The organism is Phascolarctobacterium succinatutens YIT 12067, assembly GCF_000188175.1.
GTDB lineage: Bacteria > Bacillota > Negativicutes > Acidaminococcales > Acidaminococcaceae > Phascolarctobacterium_A > Phascolarctobacterium_A succinatutens.
Genome location: NZ_GL830855.1, coordinates 14,772 through 36,455 on the forward strand (window position 1 = coordinate 14,772; position 21,684 = coordinate 36,455).

Consider the following 21,684-nt stretch of genomic DNA (forward strand, 5'->3'; position numbering starts at 1 on the left):
AGCCAAGGCTGCTGACTTAAAAATTATTTCTTGGGTTCAGCTTTCAAATTACCCTCGTCACCCTCGGGAGTCGGGTTATTGGTGGAAGCATTTTCCAGCGGGTCTTCAACCTGCGGCTGGGTAATAACATTGACGCGGTAAATGTAACGAACAACGTCTTCCTTGATAGCCTCCATCATGGCTTCAAACATATCGTAGGCTTCAAATTTGTACTCAACCAGCGGATCCTTCTGGCCATATGCACGTAGGCCAACGCCCTCACGCAACATATCCATAGCATCCAGATGCTCCATCCAGTGGTTGTCTACAACCTTCAGCATAACCAGGTTTTCCAGCTCGCGCATCAGCTCAGGACCAATTGCGTCCTCACGTGCCTGGTAGTTGTCATCAGCAACCTTCTGCAGATATTCAGCCAGCTCTTCACGGCTGAGGTTTTGCAGATAATCTACGGTCAGCAGACCACGCGGAGCATAGAAATCCTCAGCGTAGTTAATCAGAGCCTGCAGATCCCAATCCTCAGAGTAAACCTCAGGCGGTGCGTACATGGTCATAGTACGTTCAACGGTTTCATCAACCATTTCCTTGATGGTATCCTTAAGATTTTCCTGATGCAGGATTTTATGACGCTGAGAGTAAATAACCTCACGCTGCTGATTCATAACATCGTCATATTCGAGAACGTGCTTACGAATGCTGAAGTTACGTGCTTCAACCTTCTTCTGCGCATTTTCAATGGACTTGGTAACAAGGCTGTGTTCAATCGGCTCATCGTCCTCCATGCCCAGCTTGTCCATAATGCCGGCAATATTATCACTGCCGAACAAACGCATCAGATCATCCTCCAGGCTCAGGAAGAACTTGGAGGAACCGGGGTCACCCTGACGGGCGCAACGGCCACGCAGCTGGTTATCGATACGACGGCTTTCATGACGCTCGGTACCGATGATATGCAGACCACCCAATTCAGGAACACCTTCACCCAAGGTAATATCGGTACCACGGCCTGCCATGTTGGTAGCAATGGTTACAGCACCGTATTGGCCTGCATGAGAAATAATCTCAGCCTCTTTTTCATGGTACTTCGCATTCAGCACGTTATGCGGAATGTTGCGGCGTTTAAGCATAGCGCTCAGCTCTTCGGATTGAGCGATGGAAGTAGTACCAACCAGTACCGGACGGCCGGACTTATGGCATTCTTCAATCTCGTTGACTGCTGCCTTGTATTTGGCAATACGTGTTTTATAGATAACATCAGGATAGTCAATACGGATCATCGGCTTATTGGTAGGTACAACAACAACCGGCAGATTATAAATTTTCTGGAACTCCTGCTCCTCGGTCTTAGCGGTACCGGTCATGCCGGCGAGCTTTTTGTACATACGGAAGTAGTTCTGGAAGGTAATAGTTGCCAGTGTCTGGCTTTCGCGTTCTACCTTTACGCCTTCCTTAGCTTCGATAGCCTGATGCAGGCCTTCGGAGAAACGACGGCCGAACATCAGACGGCCGGTAAATTCATCAACGATGATAACCTGACCATCCTTAACCACATAATCGCGGTCGCGGTGCATCAAAGCCTTAGCCTTCAGAGCGCACATAATCTGGTGAGAGTAGTCCACACCATGCTCATTGTCATACAGGTTGCCGATGCCCAGCATTTTTTCTGCCTTGGCAATACCCTTTTCGGTAGGTGCTACCTGTTTTTGTTTTTCATCAACAGTGTAATCCTCGCCCTCTTCCATGTTGGCAACAACACGGGCCAGAACCTGATACAGCTCGGTGGATTTTTCACCGGGGCCGGAGATAATCAGCGGGGTACGCGCTTCGTCAATCAGGATACTGTCGACCTCATCGACAATACAGTAATTCAGCTCACGCTGAACCATCTGATTTTCATCAACTACCATGTTATCACGCAGATAGTCAAAGCCGAATTCGTTATTTGTACCGTAAGTAATATCTGCAGCATAAGCAGCCTTACGATCTGGGAAATCCATATCATGCACAATCAGACCTACAGACAGACCGAGGAACTTGTAAATACGGCCCATATCCTCGCTGTCACGGCGTGCCAGATAATCATTAACAGTTACAACATGCACGCCCTTGCCGGTCAGTGCGTTCAGATATACAGGCGCAGTAGCTACCAGAGTTTTACCTTCGCCGGTACGCATCTCGGCAATTTTGCCGCGATGGAGCACTACGCCACCGATTAACTGCACATCAAAATGACGCATGCCGGTAACACGTCTGGAAGCTTCACGGACAACGGCAAATGCTTCCGGAAGGATATCGTCCAGAGTTTCGCCCTTTTGCAAACGTACTTTAAATTCGCTGGTCTTGGCTGCCAAATTGGCAGAACTAAGACTTTCCATATCCTTTTCAAGACTATTAATCTTATCTACGATTACACGAATATTCTTGATTTCTTTTTCGTTGGGGTCACCAAAAATTTTCTTTAAAATGCCTTCGAGCAACACGATCACTCCTTAAAATTATGGTGTTTGAAAAGACTATACACCTAATTTTAAATTATAACAGAATCTCTCTTAAAAAGCAAAAAGCACAGGAGCAAATCCTGTGCTTTTTTGTGAAGTTTAGGTTAAAATATTCACTTATTTCAGTTCCGGGCTCAGCAAGCCGTATTTGCCATCCTTACGGCGGTAAACTACATTGGTAGCACCCAGATCGGGATCGTAGAATACGAAGAAATCGTGATTCAACAGATTCATTTGCAGGATTGCTTCTTCCGGAGTCATCGGATGCATGATGAAGCGTTTATTCTTAATGATTTCGAATTCGCCATCGTCAGCAGCTTCCGCAGCAGGTGCCGGAGCAGGAACAGCGGTATCAGCAAAGTTGCTGTATTTTCTCTTCATCAGACGAGTTTTATATTTGTGAATCTGACGTTCAATTTTCTCTACAACCAAATCAATAGATGAATACATATCTTTCGTGGTTTCCTGTGCTCTCAGCAAAATGCCGCTTGCAGGAACCGTAATTTCTACAATATGGTTACCTTTCTCAACCTTCAGTACTGCAGAAATGTCACCAACAGTCTTAAACTGCTTAGTAACCTTGGTAATTTTTTTCTCCACATACTCTTTCAGAGCCGGGGTCACATCAATGTTTCTGCCTTTTACGTTTACACTCATAATCAATGCCTCCTTTGGTATGTCGCCAAATTGCTTCGGTGCTACCATTTTTCTATCAAGGGCTCGGGCTTTATCCCTTTGCTTTTATATTTCGCTATAGGAACGAAAACTCCTGCTAAAGTTTGCAAAAATTATCTAATTTGCTTAGATTTGTTGCAATAGTGTTATATTGATTACAGCTTATAACCGATGTTAACATCCTCATCTTATAAAAGCGCAGCAACCATACTTTTCGACTCTTTTTAACCCAAGGAATTCATAAAAAGCAATATTTTTTTCACTTGCTTCTGTAAGGAGCTGCAGTTGATAGACATCGGCATACTTTTCCATAACCTTCCGCATAAGCTGTGAACCAATGCCATGACGCTGAAATTCCGGCAGCACTATTAAATCCTGCAGAAAAACCACAGAAGCACCATCACCGACAGCACGGAGTATCCCCACAAGCTTTCCATCAGCATAAGCAGCTAAAACATAAAGTGAATTCTTATAAGCTTTTCTTAGCATTGCCGGATTATTGGTATAATTACTCCAGCCAACACTACTATATAACGCCATAATTTCGGCTTCATTGTAGGTCTTGTATTCTGCAAATCTAAGTACATCCATCAGTGCGTACCTTCCACAATTGTCAGTCCCGCAGCCTCCAAGCGCTCGCAAATTTCTTCAATAGTTTTGCAGGTAACAACCTGGCCATCCTGCGTGCGGTGCTTAACACAAACGCCAACATGCACAGCATCCGGCTTAAGGCCGATGATACGCTCCAGCTTTTCTTCAATGCCGGCCTGATGCTCAAAACGGCAGTCACCGCAGCCGTTGCAGCTCCAATAAGCCTCCAGCTCCAGCGGTTCCTCGCCATATCTGGCGAAGGCACCGCTTTTTGTATTAAAAGCACGCATGCAGGCTGCACCGGTACATACATTATTGGAACGCAGGCAACGTAAAATTACTATACGTTTCATTCATGCCTCCCAAAGTCCTTACTGATTTTGTTCTTAACCTCTCGGCAATCTTCAACAGTCAGACCGATTTTCAGCGCCACATCCTGCCAGGAATTCTTCGGCGTCTTCAAATCAATAACATCCTTAATATCCAGACCGGCCTTTTGTGCAAGCAGATAAGAACTGTTGATATGATGCATTGCGTAGCCCATATGCATATACTTCTTCGTTACCTTCTGCGGGATATCCATGCGTTCTGCCAGACGTCGTGCCTGATAATCCACGCAGCGGTCAAAATATACCTGCGGTGTCAAGCCAAGCACATACTTCATACGCTCCCAAGAATATTTATCGCGCAGGTCAATAATTTCCTGCAGTGTCTTTTTACTCATGTAGGCATGCAGGCAGATATCCTCCAAGCCTTCAAAGCCATACTTTTCATATAGCGGCAGCAGCTCTGCTTCATCAAAAAGATAATCAGCGTGGAAAATCTTTACAGCTCTTTCTGCTGTCATGTTGCGTGTATGCAAGCCGGCAAAGCCTGCGCCGCTACGCTGGCCGCGTCCTCTGAAGGCGAAAGGCTGGTCCTGTTTTTGTTCCTGCTGCAAGCCCAGCTTTTCCTTAACCTGCTGCCAATCACAGGTAACAGTGCGCATAGGCAATACCTGTGCCAAAGTTTTGCCGCTCTCCTTGGCCAGCTTGGCAGCCTGCTGAATATCGCCCAGCGGATAACCCTGTCGCAGATATTTCAGCGCCGTTTCTCTGTCTACCAGGCTGTCGGCAGGCAGATAGCTTGCCTGATACTCCATATATTTTTCGGCATACAGCTTAGGCGTCAGCCCTAGCTGCGCACGCACCCTTCCCCAGGTTGCAGGCTGACGCAGCTGCAGCACCTTTTCTACCGGCTCACCGGACAGATACGCATACAAGCAGGCTGTGTTCATATCGCCATAGCTATGGCCGATATTCAACAGTCGCAGCATATCAGAATAACGGTAGCCGTATGCGGACTGCAGTTTTTCCGCAGCCTCTGCATTGGAAAGCTGTGGCCGGCGCATACGCGGTGGCATCGGCGGATGCTTGCCGTCTTTGGGCGGCAGCAGCATCATTTTGCTTTTCTGCGGCGGTGCAGGCTGAGCAGCGAAGGCAGCAGAAACTGCGACGGTGCCGACAAAGAACATTGTCATGAACGCCGGAATCAATAATAGCTTTTTCATTTTTTACCCTCCTTGAACAAAAAAATATTATAGTGCAGATGGCGACTTATCCGCCGCCGTTCTATTCAAACCTTATTTTCACGCTAGGCGGCGCAGAAGGTGGCATATGTGGTTAAAGCTAGACGACGGCGTACTAGAAGTACGTCGAGGAGCGGTGAAGCCGCAGATGGCGCCTTATTCGCCGCCGTCCTACATCCAATGTTGTGGCAGATACACAATATTTATACGTCCCGTAGACTTTTCCTCATCCACTCTGCAGCGCACCTCATACATATCATAAATAAACTTTTCCGTCAGCAGCTCACGCGGAGTTCCCATGCCCACAATCTGTCCTTCCTTAATCGCAACCAGACGGTCACAGTACATCGCTGCGATATTCAGATCATGTACTGCTGCCACAACGGTCAAATCAAGTGATTTTACAATATCCATAATCTGCAGCTGGTACTTTATATCCAGATGGTTTGTCGGCTCATCCAGCACCAGGCATTCCGTCTGCTGCGTCAGTGCCCGCGCCAAAATTACACGCTGCTGTTCGCCACCGCTCAAGGTAGCAAAACTGCGTTCTTCGAAGTCCGCCAGACCTACAGTCGCCAACGCTTCGCGTGCTATACGATAATCGTTGAGATTATCACGCTCCAGCATTTTCTTGTGCGGAGAACGTCCCATCAGCACAACCTCCAACACCGAAAAATCAAAGCTGTAAACATTATGCTGTGCTACTACCGCCAGCTGCAGCGCCGATTCACGGTAGGAAAGCTCGTCCAACGGCGTTCCGTTAAAGGTAATTTTACCGTCTGTAGGCTTCTGCACACGGTAAACGCATTTCAGAAAGGTACTTTTACCGCTGCCGTTAGGCCCGATAATGCCCACAAATTCCTTATTATGCAGGCTGAAATCTATTCCCTTAAGAATTTCCTTTGGTCCGAAGGCCATTTTTACTGCTTCTGCTAAAATCTCCATTATCAGTTACCTCCAAAGCCATAGGTTTTCTTAATCATCAGGTAAACGAAGCAGGGCGCGCCGATTAAGGATATCAAAATACCAATCGGCAGCTCCGTGCGCGGAATAATTACACGGCACAGACCGTCCGCAATTACCAAAAATACTGCACCTGTCAAAGCGGAAACAGGTATCAGTTTTTTATGGTCGGTGCCTACCAGCATACGGATAACGTGCGGTACTACCAAGCCGACAAAGCCTACCATACCTGCAGCGTATACCACAAAGCCTACGATAAGAGAGCTTACAAGCAGATAAATCTGTCTGTAAATATGTAAATCAGTTCCCAAAGTCAACGCAGATTCATCACCTAAAAGCATCAGGTTGAGCATACGGCTCTGCGTCCAGAAGAACATTACTGCCAACACTACGATTGGTCCGATAACTGCCAGTGTTTCCCACTTGGCACCGGCAAAGCTGCCCATCATCCAGTAAGCTATGGTCTGCATGCCTTCCTTATTATTGGCAAAGTAAACGATAAAGCTGGAAAAAGCACCGCAGACTGCGCTCAGCGCCATGCCTGCCAAAAGCAGCTTAACGGAATTGCTGCGTCCGCTCAGGTTAGAGATAAACAGTACGCCCAGCGACATGGCGAAGGCACCGATAAAGGCCGCAATACCGACAAAGTTTTCACCCAGCGCCACACCGATACCCAGCAGAATTGCTGCCGTTGCACCCAGCGAAGCGCCGGAGGAAATGCCCAGAATATATGGGTCAGCCAAGGGGTTCTTTACTACAGCCTGCATGATAACGCCACAGACCGAAAGGCCCATGCCTACTAAGGCAGCCAGTACCAGACGCGGCAGGCGCAGCAGCCAGACAATATCATGCACCGGTCCGCGGTCAACGCCTTCGATTGGCTGTCCGCTAAACAGCTGCTCTACAACAGTATTATAAATATTTACCAACGGCAGCTTAACTGTACCAATGGACAACGCCCAAAACAAGGCAATTACCAGCAAAGCAAGCAATCCCAGGCAGATGAACAGGTACCCCTGCTTCTTCAAAAAATCAACCATCATCATTTCTCCTTATACAAATCCGGGTACATTCCGGCCGCAATAATTTTTATGCCATCATAGGTACGCACGCCTGAGCTGTAAATAGCATACAGCGGCAAGGCTACAACACGTCCTTCCTTCACGCAGCGCAAATTTTTCAGCGCCTTGTGCTTGTTAACGCGGTCCAGTACATCCTGCTCGTGTCCGTAGTTAAATTCCGTTACCACCAAAAAAATAACATCCGGATCAAGCTCTACAACCTGCTCCAGACCAATAGCACGCTGCTTTTCTGCCAGCAGTTCACCGTGCAGCTCTTTGACAATATTGCCAGCCAAAGATTTTTCGCCATACACCGTCGGCTCCTTGCCCATAAACTCCAGCACCAGAGCACGCGGACGCTTTTGGTAGCCTGCAGTATGACTGATGGCAAAATTAACCTCCTGCTGCATCTGCCCTACAAGCTGCTGCGCCCTTTCATTTTTGTCAAATATTTTTCCTAAGTCAAGAATATCCTTGTATTCGTTTGCCAGAGTACGCGGCTTCGCATCAATCATAGAAGAGCGTGCGATAAAGGTATTTACCCCACGCTTATGCCAAAAATCGGTACTACGCAGCACCTTAGGCATAAATGTAGAATGCCAGCCTACAAGCAAATCAGGCTTCAGCATCATGGTTGTTTCCAGGTCTAAAAGCTGTAGTCCGGTATAAGGTATTTTGCTGTACTGCTCCTGATATTCCTTGCGGAAAAACTTTTTGTCCGGCACGCCGTTACCGGCAATAATGCGGTCACCCACACCCAAAGCCAGCAATGTTTCAATGCTGTTCTGCCAGACTGCCACCACTCGCTCTGGCGGCTTCGTATATGTCATCTTCTCAGGCTCGCCCTGAGTATTGTAGTTTTCGATAGTTACCGGATAGTGCGCAGGGTTATAGGCATATTCTGCCGGTTGGTTAAAGCGCAATAGCGCTTCTGGGTTTTCCTTTACCGGCAGAGTAAAGATGTTGCGTTCGCAGCCGGTGAGCAGCAAGCATACTCCCAATAGCACTCCTGTTAATAATTTTTTCATTTACTTCCTCAGCTTAGTACGAATATGGTAAAGCACTACTGCGCCAGCAGTAGTGCTTTACCTAAAAAGAGATAGAGTATGATGTATCGATTAAAATTTAGAAGCTATATTTCATGCCAACCATGATGCAGCGGCCAGGCATTGCAGAACTACCTTTACCATTCCAAGAGTTATAAGAGGTCTCATAAGCTTCATTGGTTAAGTTAGTAACGGTCAGGTATGCAGTCATATCTTTAGTAACTTCGTAATTCATATTCCAGTCAAGAACTAAGAATCTGTTGCTTGTGAAAGCATAATCACTGCAGCCGGTATACCAGTTGGTCAATAAACCAGTATAGAAATTACCATTCTCATAAGACATATTCAAAGAATAATGGTTTTGAGGACGCAAGCTGTTAATAGCAGTATTGATATCACTAGAATTGCTATAACCCCAGCTCGGATCAAGAATATAACCATTCTTTGCCGACCATTTATCCTTCATATGAGAATAGGAGGCACTGATGGTAAAGTGATCATCAAATTGGTGATCTAAAGTTACATTGAAGGACTTTTTATCTTCTTTAGCATTAAGAGGCGAACTAGTAAATTCGCCTTTGGAATCATTCCAAACAGGTAATGTAGCAATCGCATTGCTCATACGTGTCAAATCATAATGAACAGCTAAGCTAGTCTTGTCGTCAAGATCCTTACGAACACCTAAAGTCCACGCATCACCCTTTTCATCATCCAACGGTGTTTTATTAATATAATCAGCAGTGCTATAGTCGCCTTCTTTTAACGGACGATAAATCTTTGTCCAGCCCAAATACATGCTGCTGGTATCATCAAACATATACTCTGTATTGAGTACCGGTGTCAGCAAATGAGTATTTCCCTTGCCTTGAACTGTAGAACCCTTAGCATCTGTAGTTTCAAAAGAACTATATTTAGCATAACGTAAAGCAGGAGTAAGATCCCATTTATCGCTTACATGGATTTTATCCTGAACATAAGCAGTTGTTGTCTTTCTATCAACATGACTGCTCTCAAGAGCACCAGTTTTATTATTATAGCTCTTAGAGTAATTCTTTGCTTTGTCATAAGTAACACTGGCAATAATATCATTAATACCAATAGATTTTGCATACTGCAGTTGTACACCACGATTTTTCTCTTCATGCCAACTTGTAGGTTCAGATGCTGCACCACCAGTTTTTTCAACCCACTCTTTTAATGCGGCTTTATCGCCACCCGGGAACGGAGCTAAATTATCCTTTATCCATTGTGCTAATTGCTCACTAGTCGCTCCTGTAGGGAACATATCATTATAAGCATTACTTGCATCACTCAAAGTCGTCCAACTGTATTTATCTCTATGTGCATAACGGTGATTTTGATCATATACACGGATAAAGCTTTCCATACCATTATCTTTATCAAAGGTATATTGAATATCCCAATCATTATTTTTGAACTTGCTAAAAGAACCATAAGCTTTACCATCTAATGCATATAAGTTATGATAGCCTGGATTCTTAGCATCACCGCTCAATTTGGTAAAAGTCTTGATTTTATTACCACTTGCATCAAGTACATAATATCCTTTCGTTCCATCTTGTTTAGTATATTCTTCATATTTGGTTCCAGCAGGATCTCTCCAGCCTTTTTCTTTGAATTTCCCATCCCAAATCAACTTATTATTCGCATCTAATTTACCAACAGTTGCTTTAAAAATAATATCATTCCAATCTTTTTGATTGTAATATTTCATATTAGGGGTAGCAATAGGATAACCGTCTCTGCCTTGTTTGAAATTATACCAAACTTTCAAACTTTGTTTTTCATTAAAATCTTTATCAATACGAACGTTAACGCCATCTTCTTTCCAATTGGAACCTCCCAAAGTGCCAGTTCCACCAACAGTGCCATCTTTATATTTGGTATCACCGGACATATCACGGTTTGCAGAAATAAAATAATGCCAGGAGTTATCATCGCCTGCGCTACCGGAATAGCTTAAAGCATATTTATGTTTATCCCAAGAACCAGTAGCTAGATCAATACTACCTGTATTAGTTGCGCCACCTTTACGTGTAATAATATTAATTACGCCACCCAAAGCATCACTGCCATATACGGAAGCGCCAGGCCCTTTGATAACTTCAATTTTATCAACGTTTTCCATATTGGTTACCTGATCAAGGTTTACACCGGTAGCTTTAGAACCAGATGTTGTGCTATTACCGATACGTGTGCTTGCCGCATTATCTACACGACGGCCGTCGACCAAAATAATTACGCGGGTATCACCATTGATGGAAACACCATTATTATAGAACTGATAACCGTATTCGCCGCCACGATAGCCGGGGTTTTGGAAGGTTACACCGGGAATACGTTTGATTGCTTCAGTCAAATCAGTGTAATGACGTTTTTCAATCTCTTCACGGGTGATAACCTTAACGTCACCGCCGGTACGATAGTAGGACTGCTCAGTAATAGTATCGCCGAACTTGTTTTTAATTGCGTCAGCCTCTACTACCATTGTATCCAGGGTATAATCGTTCAGGTTTTCGTCAAATGCTGCGCTTGCGCTTGCGCACAGGCCCATTACCATCATCATAGCAGCCGCAGCTGTATATCTTCTCTTCATGTTACTCATACACTTCTTTCTGTAAAATTTGAGTTTCTTGCAAACTCAACGCCTAATACTCATCAAAAACATTATCAGAACCGCGCACCGTTAATATACGTAAACGTATAGGTCTGCGCCGTTACCCAGTTGCCAACGCTTTCGTCAGCAAATTTGCCAAAGTTAAGATTCAGCTTACGCGAACCATTGGCAGGAATCTTGCACAGCGGAAACTTTACCGGTCTGCCGGTAAACTGCTTCTGCTCGCCATTTTTATCTGTGTAGGTAACACGCATAATAAAGTCGTTCAGCTTAGTGATAGCTACGTCATTACGCTTGTTGACAAAAGTGCCTGTTACACACAGTTCGCCGCCGTTAACCCATACTTTGGAAGTTGTCCAATCCAAAATCATTTTGTCACTCGATACCTCCGCACCGGCAAGTGCTGGACACATCAGGGCCAAAATTAAGGTCAGCAGCATAAATATCCTTTTCATAGCTCCTCCTTTCTCTCGTAATTCTTGAGCATACTGGGAAAAAATTTATTTTCATAAAAGCATCTGACCAAGCTATCCTTGTTCCGCTTGTCAGATGTTAATATGCAAGAATAGTAAATATACTTCATACAAATATTGCAGTCAAAATAAAAGCGCCTTGCCGTACTGTGACAGCAAGACGCACTTATCCCCGGGAAAGCGCAATCCTGTACATCGCAGGTTGTTTGAAAGGCCCTATATCAGGCAGTTCTTCTGGCTCTGCTTCACTGCCAGCCTTGTCTTCCCGGTTTCCCAGTGACTATATAAGGCCAGCTCCACATTACAGCTGCGGGACAGCACAGGTTTTGCACCTGTTTACCTATTAAGTATAAATACACCTGATACGCTTTTATTCTCTTTTTCTCTCGTTAGGTTCTTAAATTTCTATCTGTTATACGCTATTGTATATTCAGCTCTTCGTAATTTAAGATACTGACAGATAAAAATTAGCAAATTATTAATTATGTATATTTGTTTTTTTACTATTTTGAGTTTACTTTAATTACAAAACAGTTTACAGTTAGTATTATAGCACGTTATTCACAAAAACGTCAAGAAAAAAGTGTACAAAGAGCTCTCTCTGTACACAAATAAAGGACTCCGTAATTTTAAAACGAAGTCCCTAATGTTCAAAGCATTATTATATTGTGATTACACGTCAACTAACCTACAACTATATTCTTGCTCTGACGTAATATAGCTCGCCAGCTATCATACAGCTATAAAAATTTTTTATATATTTAATTTTCCAGCATCAAAAAACGCTGCAAAGCCTGCTCCACAATTTTATTTAAGGAAATATTGTTCTGTAATGCGCAAATCGCCGCCTGCCTTACGGCCGACGGCGCTTGCTTCTTTCCCTTATTTTTAGTTCTTTCCCTTATTTTTCCAAAAAATCTTTCCCTTATTTTGGATGTTATCAAAGCCGGCTTATCTGTTTTTCTGGCGCCGGCCCTTAGCAAAATAATATATACAGGGGCGATTTTCTAATATATTTTCTCTTTACCCCGTACTGCCAACTGTTTACTAACCACTAAACACTATTCACTGATAACTATTAATCACTAATCACTTCTCCGCGCGGTTGATAGCGCAGATGATGCCACGCAGCGCTGCCACGTTGATGTTGGAGTGAATGCCTACACCGAAGATATGGCCATTGTTTTTCTGCTTCAGCTCAATGTAGCAAATACCCTTCGCATCAGAACCCTTGGAAATTGCATGCTCATGATAGTTGACGAATTCGTAGCCATTAATTCCGACACCGTTGAGTGCCTGGAAGAAGGCATCGATAGGACCGTTACCTACACCAACTACACTCTTTTTTTCGCCAGCAACCGAAATTTCACCTTCAAAACGGCTGTGGATGCTGCCGTCAGCTTCATTAAGCTCGGTGAAACGATGACGCAGCAGCTGATATTTACCGGCAAAGTCGATGTATTCCTTGCGGAAGAGCTGCACAATCTGCTCGCTGGAAAGCTCGTCGCCGTATTCGTCAGCAGCAGCCTTCACGATATTGCCAAATTCAGGATGCATTTCCTTAGGCAGATTGTAGCCGACGGTATGCTGCAGCACGAAGGCAGCGCCGCCCTTACCGGACTGGCTGTTAATGCGGATAACAGGCTCGTATTCACGATGGATATCCGCCGGGTTAATCGGCAGATACGGTACCTCCCAATATTCTGTACCGCTGTTTTTCATGTATTCATAACCCTTGCGGATAGCATCCTGATGCGAACCGCTGAAGGCGGTGAAGGCCAGCTCACCGGCGTACGGCTGACGCTCAGGCACATGCATTTTTGTGCATTCCTCATAAACCTTTTTGATGTCAAGAATATGCGAGAAATCCAGCTCGGGATCAACATTTTGCGTAAACATGTTGAGGGCTACAGTTACGATATCCAGGTTACCGGTACGCTCGCCGTTACCGAACAGCGTACCTTCGATACGGTCCGCACCGGCCAAAAGTGCCAGCTCGGCGCAGGCAACGCCCGTACCACGGTCATTATGCGGATGCACGCTGACTATTGCTGCTTCACGGTTTTTAATATGACGGCAGAAGTATTCAATCTGATCGGCATATGTATTCGGCGTACACATTTCAACAGTAGAGGGCAGGTTGAGGATAATCGGGTTTTCTTTTGTCGAGCCCATTTCCTGCATTACAGCCTCGCAAATTGCCACAGAGAAATCTATTTCCGTACCGGAAAAGCTTTCCGGAGAATATTCATAGCGGATATTCATACCGCTGCGGGCAACCTCTTCTTCCGTCAGCTGGCGGATAAGGCGTGCGCCCTGCACAGCAATATCGGTGATACCGTCCATATCCTTGCCAAAAACAATTTTACGCTGCAGTGTTGAAGTAGAGTTATAAAAATGGATGATAACATTCTTAGCACCGCGTACTGCCTCAAAGGTTTTGCGGATAAGCTCTTCACGCGCCTGCACCAGAACCTGTACGGTTACGTCATCAGGAATATGTCCGCCTTCAATCAGGGTACGCAGAATTTCGTACTCTGTTTCCGAGGCGGAAGGAAAGCCAACCTCGATTTCCTTAAAGCCGCAATCTACCAAAGTGTGGAAAAAGCGAATTTTTTCCGGAATACCCATCGGTGTTACCAATGCCTGGTTGCCGTCGCGCAAATCAACACTGCACCATACAGGTGCTTTAGTAATCGTTTTATCAGGCCATTGACGGTCGGTAATTTTTATTTGTTCAAACGGAATATATTTTTTCTCCTGCTGCATGATTAATTTCCCCCTAGCTTTTCTTAGCGATTATAAACAAAAATCCCCGTCCCTAACCTGTGTTTTTTATAACACAATTAGGGGCGGGGAACAATTCCACGCTGTACCACCCTATTTCAACAGCACTTCAGCAATGCTGTCCTCTCAGCCTCCAACAAGGCCTTTGCCTGTAACGTGACCACACGTCCTTCCCTACATATCGGAAAGGCAACTCCGGGATCAGTATGCATATAACCATTGACATCGCTTTACACCAGCCAGCGACTCTCTTAGCCCATCCGGTCATATCTTCTTCCCTTCACCGTTTTTTTAGGGACGATATTTGATTCGTTGAATGCTATTATACGCATTCCGCTTTTAATTGTCAACACTATTTCTAAAATTAATTTTTTAACAACAATATTGTAAACAATGTAACAGCGTTTAGTGTGCTTCTATCCATAAGAACTTATCCACAGCTTATGTGTTTTACCCACAGATTATCAACAGAGTTATCAACAACTGTGCATAACTTTACCTGCTGCTGATAAGCTTACGAAGTAAATCAACAACAATGATTGAAGTGCCAAACAGGATAACAACGCCCCACTCATGCGCATTCAGTGGTGTTGTACGCAGTACGCGCCCACCAACAAAGGTTAGCAGCACCTGAATTGCAACAATCAGCGCCATTACCTGTAAGAAGCCCTTGTTCAGGCTGATATTCTTTAACAGGTTCAAACCGTCAGTACGCACATTAAAGCCATTGGCTACTGCCATAAAAATGTAGGCGCAGAAGAAGCCCGTGTAGGTATAGATATGGTTATCAGCATCACGGAACAGATGGTCGACCCACGCGCTCTTGTAAAAGGCAATACCGACAATAGTCATATACAGGCCGCTGATAATAACGCTCGTAAGCATCTTTTTGCTGACAAGCGGCGCACTGCGGCGTTTCGGCGCCTCGCGCAGATACTGCGCCAGTGCCGGTTCACCACCGAAGGCGAGCGCAGCTAGGGTATCCATTACCAGATTAATCCACAGAATCTGCGTAATCGTCAACGGCTCATCGATATTGATAAAGGGAGCAATAAAGTTAATAGCCACAGCTGAGAAGTTAATCGTCAGCTGGAAAACAATAAATTTGCAGATAGAATTGTAAATCGTTCTTCCGTACAAAATCGCCTGTTTGATGCTCAGGAAGTTATCGTCCATGATAACGATATCGCCTGCTTCCTTGGCTACCTCTGTACCGCTGCCCATAGCAAAGCCTACATCAGCCTTTTTCAGTGCCGGAGAATCGTTTACGCCATCACCGGTCATACCGGTTACAAGATTCAAATCCTGCGCCAAACGCACCAAACGCGATTTATCCATCGGCAGAGCACGTGCCACTACACGCAGATGCGTCAGCTTAGCTTTGACCTCATCATCGCTCATCTGTGCCAGCTCGTCGGAGGTCCAGACTACATCCTCCGCACTTTGCAGCAGGCCTGCATCCTTAGCAATGGCAACCGCTGTTTCTTTACGGTCACCGGTAATCATTACTACCTGCACACCGGCCTGCTGTACAGCCTTAATAGCCTCCACTGCTTCCGGACGCACGTCGTCACGGATGGCAACAACACCGGCAAGCGTCAGTCCTTTATCCGGCAGGTTATCAGCAGGTACTCCCTCATACGTACACAAGGCCAGCATTCTTATCGCCTGTCCTGCAAGCTCCAGCATTCTGTTATCCAGAGCTGCTTTCATCTCATCAGTCAACAGCAAACGGTAGCCATCTTTTGACCAATACCAATCGGTAGCCTGCAGCAGCTTTTCCGGTGCGCCCTTAATGAGGCAATATGCTGCGCCGCCATCAGCGGGAGCAACCTGCGCCCAGGAATATTTATTGGCGCTGTTGAACGGAATAAAGCGTTGGCGCTGCGGCAGCTGCGGTAAACGATAAGCACCGACATAATTATTTAATGCTGCTTCTGTCATATTACCGCCGACAATCTTGCCGTCGGTAACGGTAGATGATGTATTGATCAGAACCTGCTGACAAGTCAGCTCCTTAAGACGTGCAGGCAATGATGTAAAATCAGTAATTTCCTGTAAATCGCCGGTTAAGAAGCGTACTACCTCCAGCTGTCCTTTAGTAATCGTGCCTGTCTTATCGGTAAACAGCAGGTTTAAGCTGCCTGCAGTTTCAATGCCGACAAGCTTACGCACCAATACATGGTCATGCAGCATTTTGCGCATATTGAGCGAAGAAACTATCGCAATCATCAACGGCAGGCCTTCCGGTACCGCCATAACAATAATAATAATCGCCAAGATTACAGCCTGCACCAAATCGGCAATTACTGTTGTCATATCGGCAAAATAAGCTGCAAAGCTTCCTGCCAGATATATCTTATGCAGTATTACCGCAACGGCTATCAGTACACCGCCGGCATAACCGAATTTACTTATCTGCTCTGCCAGTCCTTTCAGTTTAAGCTTCAGCGGACTGTCACGTTCTTCATCCTTCAGCTCCTGCGTCAGTTGGCCGTAAACGGAATTATCACCGATCTTCACAGCCTGCATCACAGCGGTGCCTTCTACCACAACGCTGCCACGGAACAGCTTATGTTCATCCAGAAAATCAATTTTACCGTCATCCCATTGGAACTCAGCAGGTGCAACAGTTTTTTTAGCTTCCTCACTTTCACCGTTCAACGCTGCCTGATCCAGCTTCAGGGTTCCTTCCAGCAAAATACCGTCTGCCGGTATTTTATCGCCGGCCTCTAAAATAATTGCATCACCGACTACAACATCATCAATAGCAATTTCATGTGGCTCGCCGTCACGCCATACCTTGCAGCGGATACGGCTGGCCTCCTCCTGCAGCTTTTGAAAGGCATTCTCATTGCTGTATTCGGACCAGGTAGAAACAAAGGTTGCCAAAATAATTGCCAGAAAAATACCTATTGTTTCAATCCAATCGCCATGACCAAGATACACGAAAAAAGCATTTACCAGCAACGCTACTACCAGTATGCGGATAATAGGATCCTGAAAATTACCCAGCAGCTTGCTCCAAAATGTTTCCCGCGGCGGCTGCGTCAACGTATTATCACCGTACTTGCGCCGTGACTCTTCAATCTGCTCCTTGCTTAAGCCATATTTACTCATTTTCTTCCTCCTTTGACTTTACGTCTGCTACTTGTCGAAAATTGCGGTAAATCGTGCAAGTACACTCTTCACCTTATATTATATATTAAAAAAGGGCGAGACAATGCTGTAAAATAAAAATATTTTACAACAAAGTCTCGCCACTTAATTACAAAGCCGGATTCTTCCGAATCGTACTGACGGCAGTGTAAACACCAGCCCTAAAGCTTGTGCCGGCTACTCCCCTTATTTAAGAAAGTACCATATTTTTTTATTCAGCTTATTCAGCCCAAACAGCTTTCATCAGCTTAGGATATTCAGAGTTGAGGTGGTCAACAATAACATCGATTACTGCATGAATCATTTGCGGTACGAATTGATCATCGGTAGAAGGAATGCAGCTTTCAATGATGATGTTGCCTGCTTCATCAGCATAATATTTGAATACCTTGTAGTTTTCGTTCAGAGCGTTCAAGTGTTCCAGAACTGCAGCTTTATTAGCTTCTTTAACCAAGCCTGCGCCTACGCGAACCTGCAGCATTACATAAATGCTGTCATCAATTACTAACATGGTCGGCAGATTTTGACCTTGGATGCCGATAGCGGAACGGAAAACAACAGGATGCATGAAGGATTCTTCCGGAACCTCGTCTGCTTTCGGAACTTCGAAAACATCGCTCCAGTTAATTTTATTTTCCTCAAGGAACTTTTGATACACTTCAGCTTTCTTATTCATCATAAGACCTCGCTTTCATCGTTATAATACTATTATACACTATTATCACTATGTGCGTACTTTTTTTATTAGTAAATATGTTTTCTTTACATAAAATTCACAGCTTATTCGGCCTTTAATTTGAGCGCAAAATCATAACCATACTTTTCCGCAGCCTCAATTTCAGCCTGCTGCGGTGTCCACTTGCAATTAAATCCGGGTTCTACTGCATCAAAGCAGCTTTTTGCGAGAAGCTCTTCCATATCCTTCTGCGCACCACCTGCCCAACCAAAGGTACCGAAGGCTGCAGCCTTTTTACCTTTAGCGCCAAGGCCTTTAAGATAAATCAGCAAAGAGCCCATATTCGGCAGCATGCTGCAATTGAGCGTTGAAGATCCTGCCAAAAAACCGGAGGCGGTAAAAAGCTCTGCTGCTACCGTACTGTTGGGTGTAGCACCCATTTTAAATACTTTAACAACAATGCCGGCATTAGCTGCACCGCGCGCAATCGCCCGCGCCAGCTTTTCCGTACCGCCCCACATGCTGTCATAAGCAATAACAAGGCTGCCGTCCTGTACGCCGCTGCCCCATTCGCTGTAGCAGCGCAGGATATCGGCAATATGCTCGGTCCAGATAACGCCATGGGAAGGCGCAATCATTTTAATATCAAGACCGCCAAGCTTTTTCAGCGCATTGCCAATCAGCTTTGCATAAGGCCAGAGAATATTGGCAAAGTATTTTTTTGCTTCGTAGAATAACTCGTCCTGATTTACTTCAGAATCAAAGCGCTTGCTGGTAGCGTAATGCTGACCAAAGGCATCATTGGAAAAAAGAATTTTATCATGCTCACTATAGGTAGCCATACTGTCAGGCCAATGGAGCATTGCCATAGAAGCGAAGGTCAAGGTGCGCTTGCCGATATTTAAGGTTGCTCCGTCCTTAACAACCTCAAAAGCAAAAATATCTCCGTAATGCTGAATAGCCTCTTTTTTGCCTTGCATCGTAATATAGAACTTTGCTTTGGGGCAAGCCTTGGCTAACACAGGCATAGCACCGGAATGGTCAGGCTCAACATGGTTGATGACAATATAGTCAATGGAATCCAACGGTGTTACCTTGCTGATATTGGCAAGCAGCTCTTCGGTAAAAGGCGCTTTAACCGTATCAATCAAGGTGATCTTTTCATCCATAATCAGATAAGAGTTATAGGTTGCACCTCTCTCTGTTTTGTAGCCGTGAAAATCACGCACAGCCCAATCCTGAACACCAACGTCATAAATGTTTTCTGCAATTTGTAATGGGAACATAAGAAAACCTCCTTACAATTTTTCAAGAGTAACCTGACGAGTTGATTTATTTAAGCGTAAAACAAGCTCGTGATATTTATTCAGCGTACTACGATGACCGACACTTACAACAGTAGTCTGCTGTAAACGCTCCTGTAGCAGGCTGTACATATTCGCCTCAGTATCTTCATCCAAAGCAGAGGTTGCTTCATCCAGGAAAAGCCACTGTGGCTGCTGGATATGAGCACGTACAAAGGCCAAACGCTGCTGCTCACCGACTGAAAGCACATGGCTCCAATCAGCTTCCAAATCAAGCTTATCCTTAAGATAACCAATCTGGCACAAATCCATCAGATAAATCAATTCAGTATCATCTATAGGTTTATTTCCCGGGTAATTAAGTGCAGCACGCAGAGTGCCTAAAGGCAGATAAGACCTCTGCGGAATAAACATCAGCTTATCACGCTCCGGCAAAAAGATTTTGCCGTCGACGAATGGCCAGATACCGGAGATAGCACGCAGCAAGGTACTTTTACCGCTGCCGCTGACACCCTTAATCAAAACATTATGCCCCGGATGCAGTGTAAAGCTGATATTTTCCAGGAGTGGCTTTCCGTCCGGCAAATTAATCTGCATATTGTTGACCTCAACAACATCGGCAGCAGCAAAGCGTTCCACATGAAAGCGTTCCGCCTGCTGATAAACATCATGCATATGATGGCCGAAGCAAGTTAAACGCATTACAACAGCCTGCCATTGAGCGATGCTGCTGTACATATCGACAAAATACGAAAGCGAATCCTGCACGCGGCCAAAGGCACTGGCAACCTGCATCAGTCCGCCAAGTGTTACTTCTTTCGTAAGATAACGGTTCATGGCTACAACAAAAGGAAAAATTATAGCGATTTGCGAATAACCGGAATTTAAAAAGACAAGCTGCTTCTGTTTATTAACCAGCTTCCAGAAGTTATCCAAAAGCATTTTAAAGCGTTGTTTGAATACACTGCCTTCCTGTGCTTCACCACGGTAGAAGGCAACGCTTTCCGCACTTTCACGCAGGCGAATCATACTGAAACGGAAATCTGCTTCATATTTCTGTTGGATGAAATTGATTTTTACCAGCTTACGACCGACAATGTGGGTAATATAGGTACCGATTACAGAATAAAGCAACGATGCCCACAGCATGTAGCCGTTAATCGTCCACGTTTTACCCATAAAGGTAAAGCTAAGACTGCCGGAAAGATTGTATAAAATGACAACAAAGGATGCAAACGTACAAAATGCCTTGAGGATACCTATGCCAAAGCTTAAAGTCATTTCGACAAACTGACGCACATCCTCACTGATACGTTGGTCAGGGTTATCAGTATCCTTACCGAACATCTGCAAATTATAATAGGTTTTGTTTTGCAGCCAGATGTCAATAAAGCGTGTCGTCAGCCAGCGACGCCAATTTAAAATAAGCGTCTGCTGTAAATAATATGAGTATACTGCCAATAAGATATAAATGGCAGCTAGCCACGAAAAATGAATAAGCTCGTCAAAAATCTTCTTTGCATCATAGTTTTGTAATGCACTGTAAAAGCTGTTGTTCCACTGGTTAAGCAGAACAAGCATATAAACCACGCCGAGTGTCAGCGCTATAATACAGCCTAATAAAAAGAAAGCCTTTTTCTTCTCTTCTGATTGCCAATAGCTTTTCGTAAGATACCAGACATCCCTAAAAAACTGTCTGGTTAAATTAAAACGTTGCATATACTCAAGACTCCTCTTGTATAGAAATGCTATTCAATTCTTGAACAGTTCCTTTTTATTATACTATAAATATTAGTCTTAGAGTATCGCCAGCAATAAAATTTACATTTTAGATACAAAAAAGAGCTCACACTAATGTGTGAGCTCTTGAAGTTAGCTAATGATTATTTGCCAACAGGACCAATCATAGCCAGCATGGTACCTGCAGCAACTGCAGTACCGATAACGCCTGCTACGTTAGGACCCATAGCGTGCATCAGCAGGAAGTTAGCCGGGTTAGCTTTCTGACCAACTTTTTGAGATACACGAGCAGCCATAGGAACTGCGGAAACGCCAGCGGAACCAATCAACGGGTTGGTCTTGCCACCGTCTACCATGCACATCAGCTTACCGAAGATAACGCCCATAGCAGTACCAGCTACGAATGCAACCAGGCCCAGAACGATGATCAGCAGAGTCTTAGCGTTCAGGAAAGACTCTGCGCTCATGGTCAGACCGGTACCGGTAGCCAGCATAATGGTTACGGTGTT

At 44.8% G+C, this 21,684-nt stretch carries 16 protein-coding genes, 1 riboswitch and 1 other annotated feature; all 16 genes read right to left on the bottom strand.

Features of this window, described 5'->3' with window-relative positions:
* Nucleotides 1-23: 23 nt before the first annotated feature.
* A complete protein-coding gene (secA, locus tag HMPREF9443_RS01745; protein ID WP_009144771.1) occupies nucleotides 24-2,483 on the bottom strand; it encodes a preprotein translocase subunit SecA in 2,460 nt (819 codons plus the stop codon).
* A gap of 129 nt (nucleotides 2,484-2,612) precedes the next feature.
* On the bottom strand, nucleotides 2,613-3,152 hold the full coding sequence (gene hpf, locus HMPREF9443_RS01750) for a ribosome hibernation-promoting factor, HPF/YfiA family (RefSeq protein ID WP_040564691.1): 540 nt from the start codon (nucleotides 3,150-3,152) through the stop codon (nucleotides 2,613-2,615).
* Nucleotides 3,153-3,353: 201 nt separating this feature from the next.
* Nucleotides 3,354-3,761 (bottom strand): GNAT family N-acetyltransferase, encoded by a 408-nt coding sequence (locus HMPREF9443_RS01755; protein WP_009144773.1) that lies wholly within the window; start codon nucleotides 3,759-3,761, stop codon nucleotides 3,354-3,356.
* Nucleotides 3,761-4,114, bottom strand: a complete 354-nt coding sequence (locus HMPREF9443_RS01760; protein WP_040564693.1) for a CGGC domain-containing protein — start codon at nucleotides 4,112-4,114, stop codon at nucleotides 3,761-3,763. Before HMPREF9443_RS01760 ends, HMPREF9443_RS01755 begins: the two co-directional genes overlap by 1 nt.
* The gene (locus tag HMPREF9443_RS01765) at nucleotides 4,111-5,310 is read right to left on the bottom strand and encodes a hypothetical protein (protein ID WP_009144775.1); all 1,200 of its coding nucleotides are present in this window, start codon (nucleotides 5,308-5,310) and stop codon (nucleotides 4,111-4,113) included. The genes HMPREF9443_RS01760 and HMPREF9443_RS01765 overlap by 4 nt, the downstream gene beginning before the upstream one ends.
* Before the next feature lie 189 nt (nucleotides 5,311-5,499).
* On the bottom strand, nucleotides 5,500-6,273 hold the full coding sequence (locus HMPREF9443_RS01770) for an ABC transporter ATP-binding protein (RefSeq protein ID WP_009144776.1): 774 nt from the start codon (nucleotides 6,271-6,273) through the stop codon (nucleotides 5,500-5,502).
* Nucleotides 6,274-6,275: 2 nt separating this feature from the next.
* Entirely contained in the window at nucleotides 6,276-7,337 is a 1,062-nt protein-coding gene (locus HMPREF9443_RS01775; protein ID WP_009144777.1) for a FecCD family ABC transporter permease, read from the bottom strand.
* The gene (locus tag HMPREF9443_RS01780) at nucleotides 7,334-8,380 is read right to left on the bottom strand and encodes an ABC transporter substrate-binding protein (RefSeq protein WP_009144778.1); all 1,047 of its coding nucleotides are present in this window, start codon (nucleotides 8,378-8,380) and stop codon (nucleotides 7,334-7,336) included. The genes HMPREF9443_RS01775 and HMPREF9443_RS01780 overlap by 4 nt, the downstream gene beginning before the upstream one ends.
* Nucleotides 8,381-8,477: 97 nt before the next feature.
* A complete protein-coding gene (locus HMPREF9443_RS01785) occupies nucleotides 8,478-11,024 on the bottom strand; it encodes a TonB-dependent receptor domain-containing protein (RefSeq protein ID WP_009144779.1) in 2,547 nt (848 codons plus the stop codon).
* A 65-nt stretch (nucleotides 11,025-11,089) separates the two neighbouring features.
* Nucleotides 11,090-11,491, bottom strand: a complete 402-nt coding sequence (locus HMPREF9443_RS01790) for a hypothetical protein (protein WP_009144780.1) — start codon at nucleotides 11,489-11,491, stop codon at nucleotides 11,090-11,092.
* Between the two features lie 225 nt (nucleotides 11,492-11,716).
* A riboswitch (cobalamin riboswitch) is annotated at nucleotides 11,717-11,887 on the bottom strand.
* Nucleotides 11,888-12,598: 711 nt separating this feature from the next.
* Nucleotides 12,599-14,278, bottom strand: a complete 1,680-nt coding sequence (leuA, locus tag HMPREF9443_RS01795) for a 2-isopropylmalate synthase (protein ID WP_009144782.1) — start codon at nucleotides 14,276-14,278, stop codon at nucleotides 12,599-12,601.
* A 76-nt stretch (nucleotides 14,279-14,354) separates the two neighbouring features.
* Nucleotides 14,355-14,589, bottom strand: a binding site (T-box leader).
* Between the two features lie 202 nt (nucleotides 14,590-14,791).
* The gene (locus tag HMPREF9443_RS01800; protein WP_009144783.1) at nucleotides 14,792-17,416 is read right to left on the bottom strand and encodes a calcium-translocating P-type ATPase, PMCA-type; all 2,625 of its coding nucleotides are present in this window, start codon (nucleotides 17,414-17,416) and stop codon (nucleotides 14,792-14,794) included.
* 259 nt (nucleotides 17,417-17,675) lie between these two features.
* Nucleotides 17,676-18,134 (bottom strand): YbjN domain-containing protein, encoded by a 459-nt coding sequence (locus HMPREF9443_RS01805; protein WP_009144784.1) that lies wholly within the window; start codon nucleotides 18,132-18,134, stop codon nucleotides 17,676-17,678.
* Nucleotides 18,135-18,235: 101 nt separating this feature from the next.
* The gene (locus HMPREF9443_RS01810; RefSeq protein ID WP_009144785.1) at nucleotides 18,236-19,417 is read right to left on the bottom strand and encodes an FprA family A-type flavoprotein; all 1,182 of its coding nucleotides are present in this window, start codon (nucleotides 19,415-19,417) and stop codon (nucleotides 18,236-18,238) included.
* Nucleotides 19,418-19,429: 12 nt separating this feature from the next.
* A complete protein-coding gene (locus tag HMPREF9443_RS01815; RefSeq protein ID WP_009144786.1) occupies nucleotides 19,430-21,154 on the bottom strand; it encodes an ABC transporter ATP-binding protein/permease in 1,725 nt (574 codons plus the stop codon).
* 164 nt (nucleotides 21,155-21,318) lie between these two features.
* On the bottom strand, nucleotides 21,319-21,684 hold a 366-nt coding region (locus tag HMPREF9443_RS01820; RefSeq protein WP_009144787.1), incomplete at its 5' end, for a sodium ion-translocating decarboxylase subunit beta.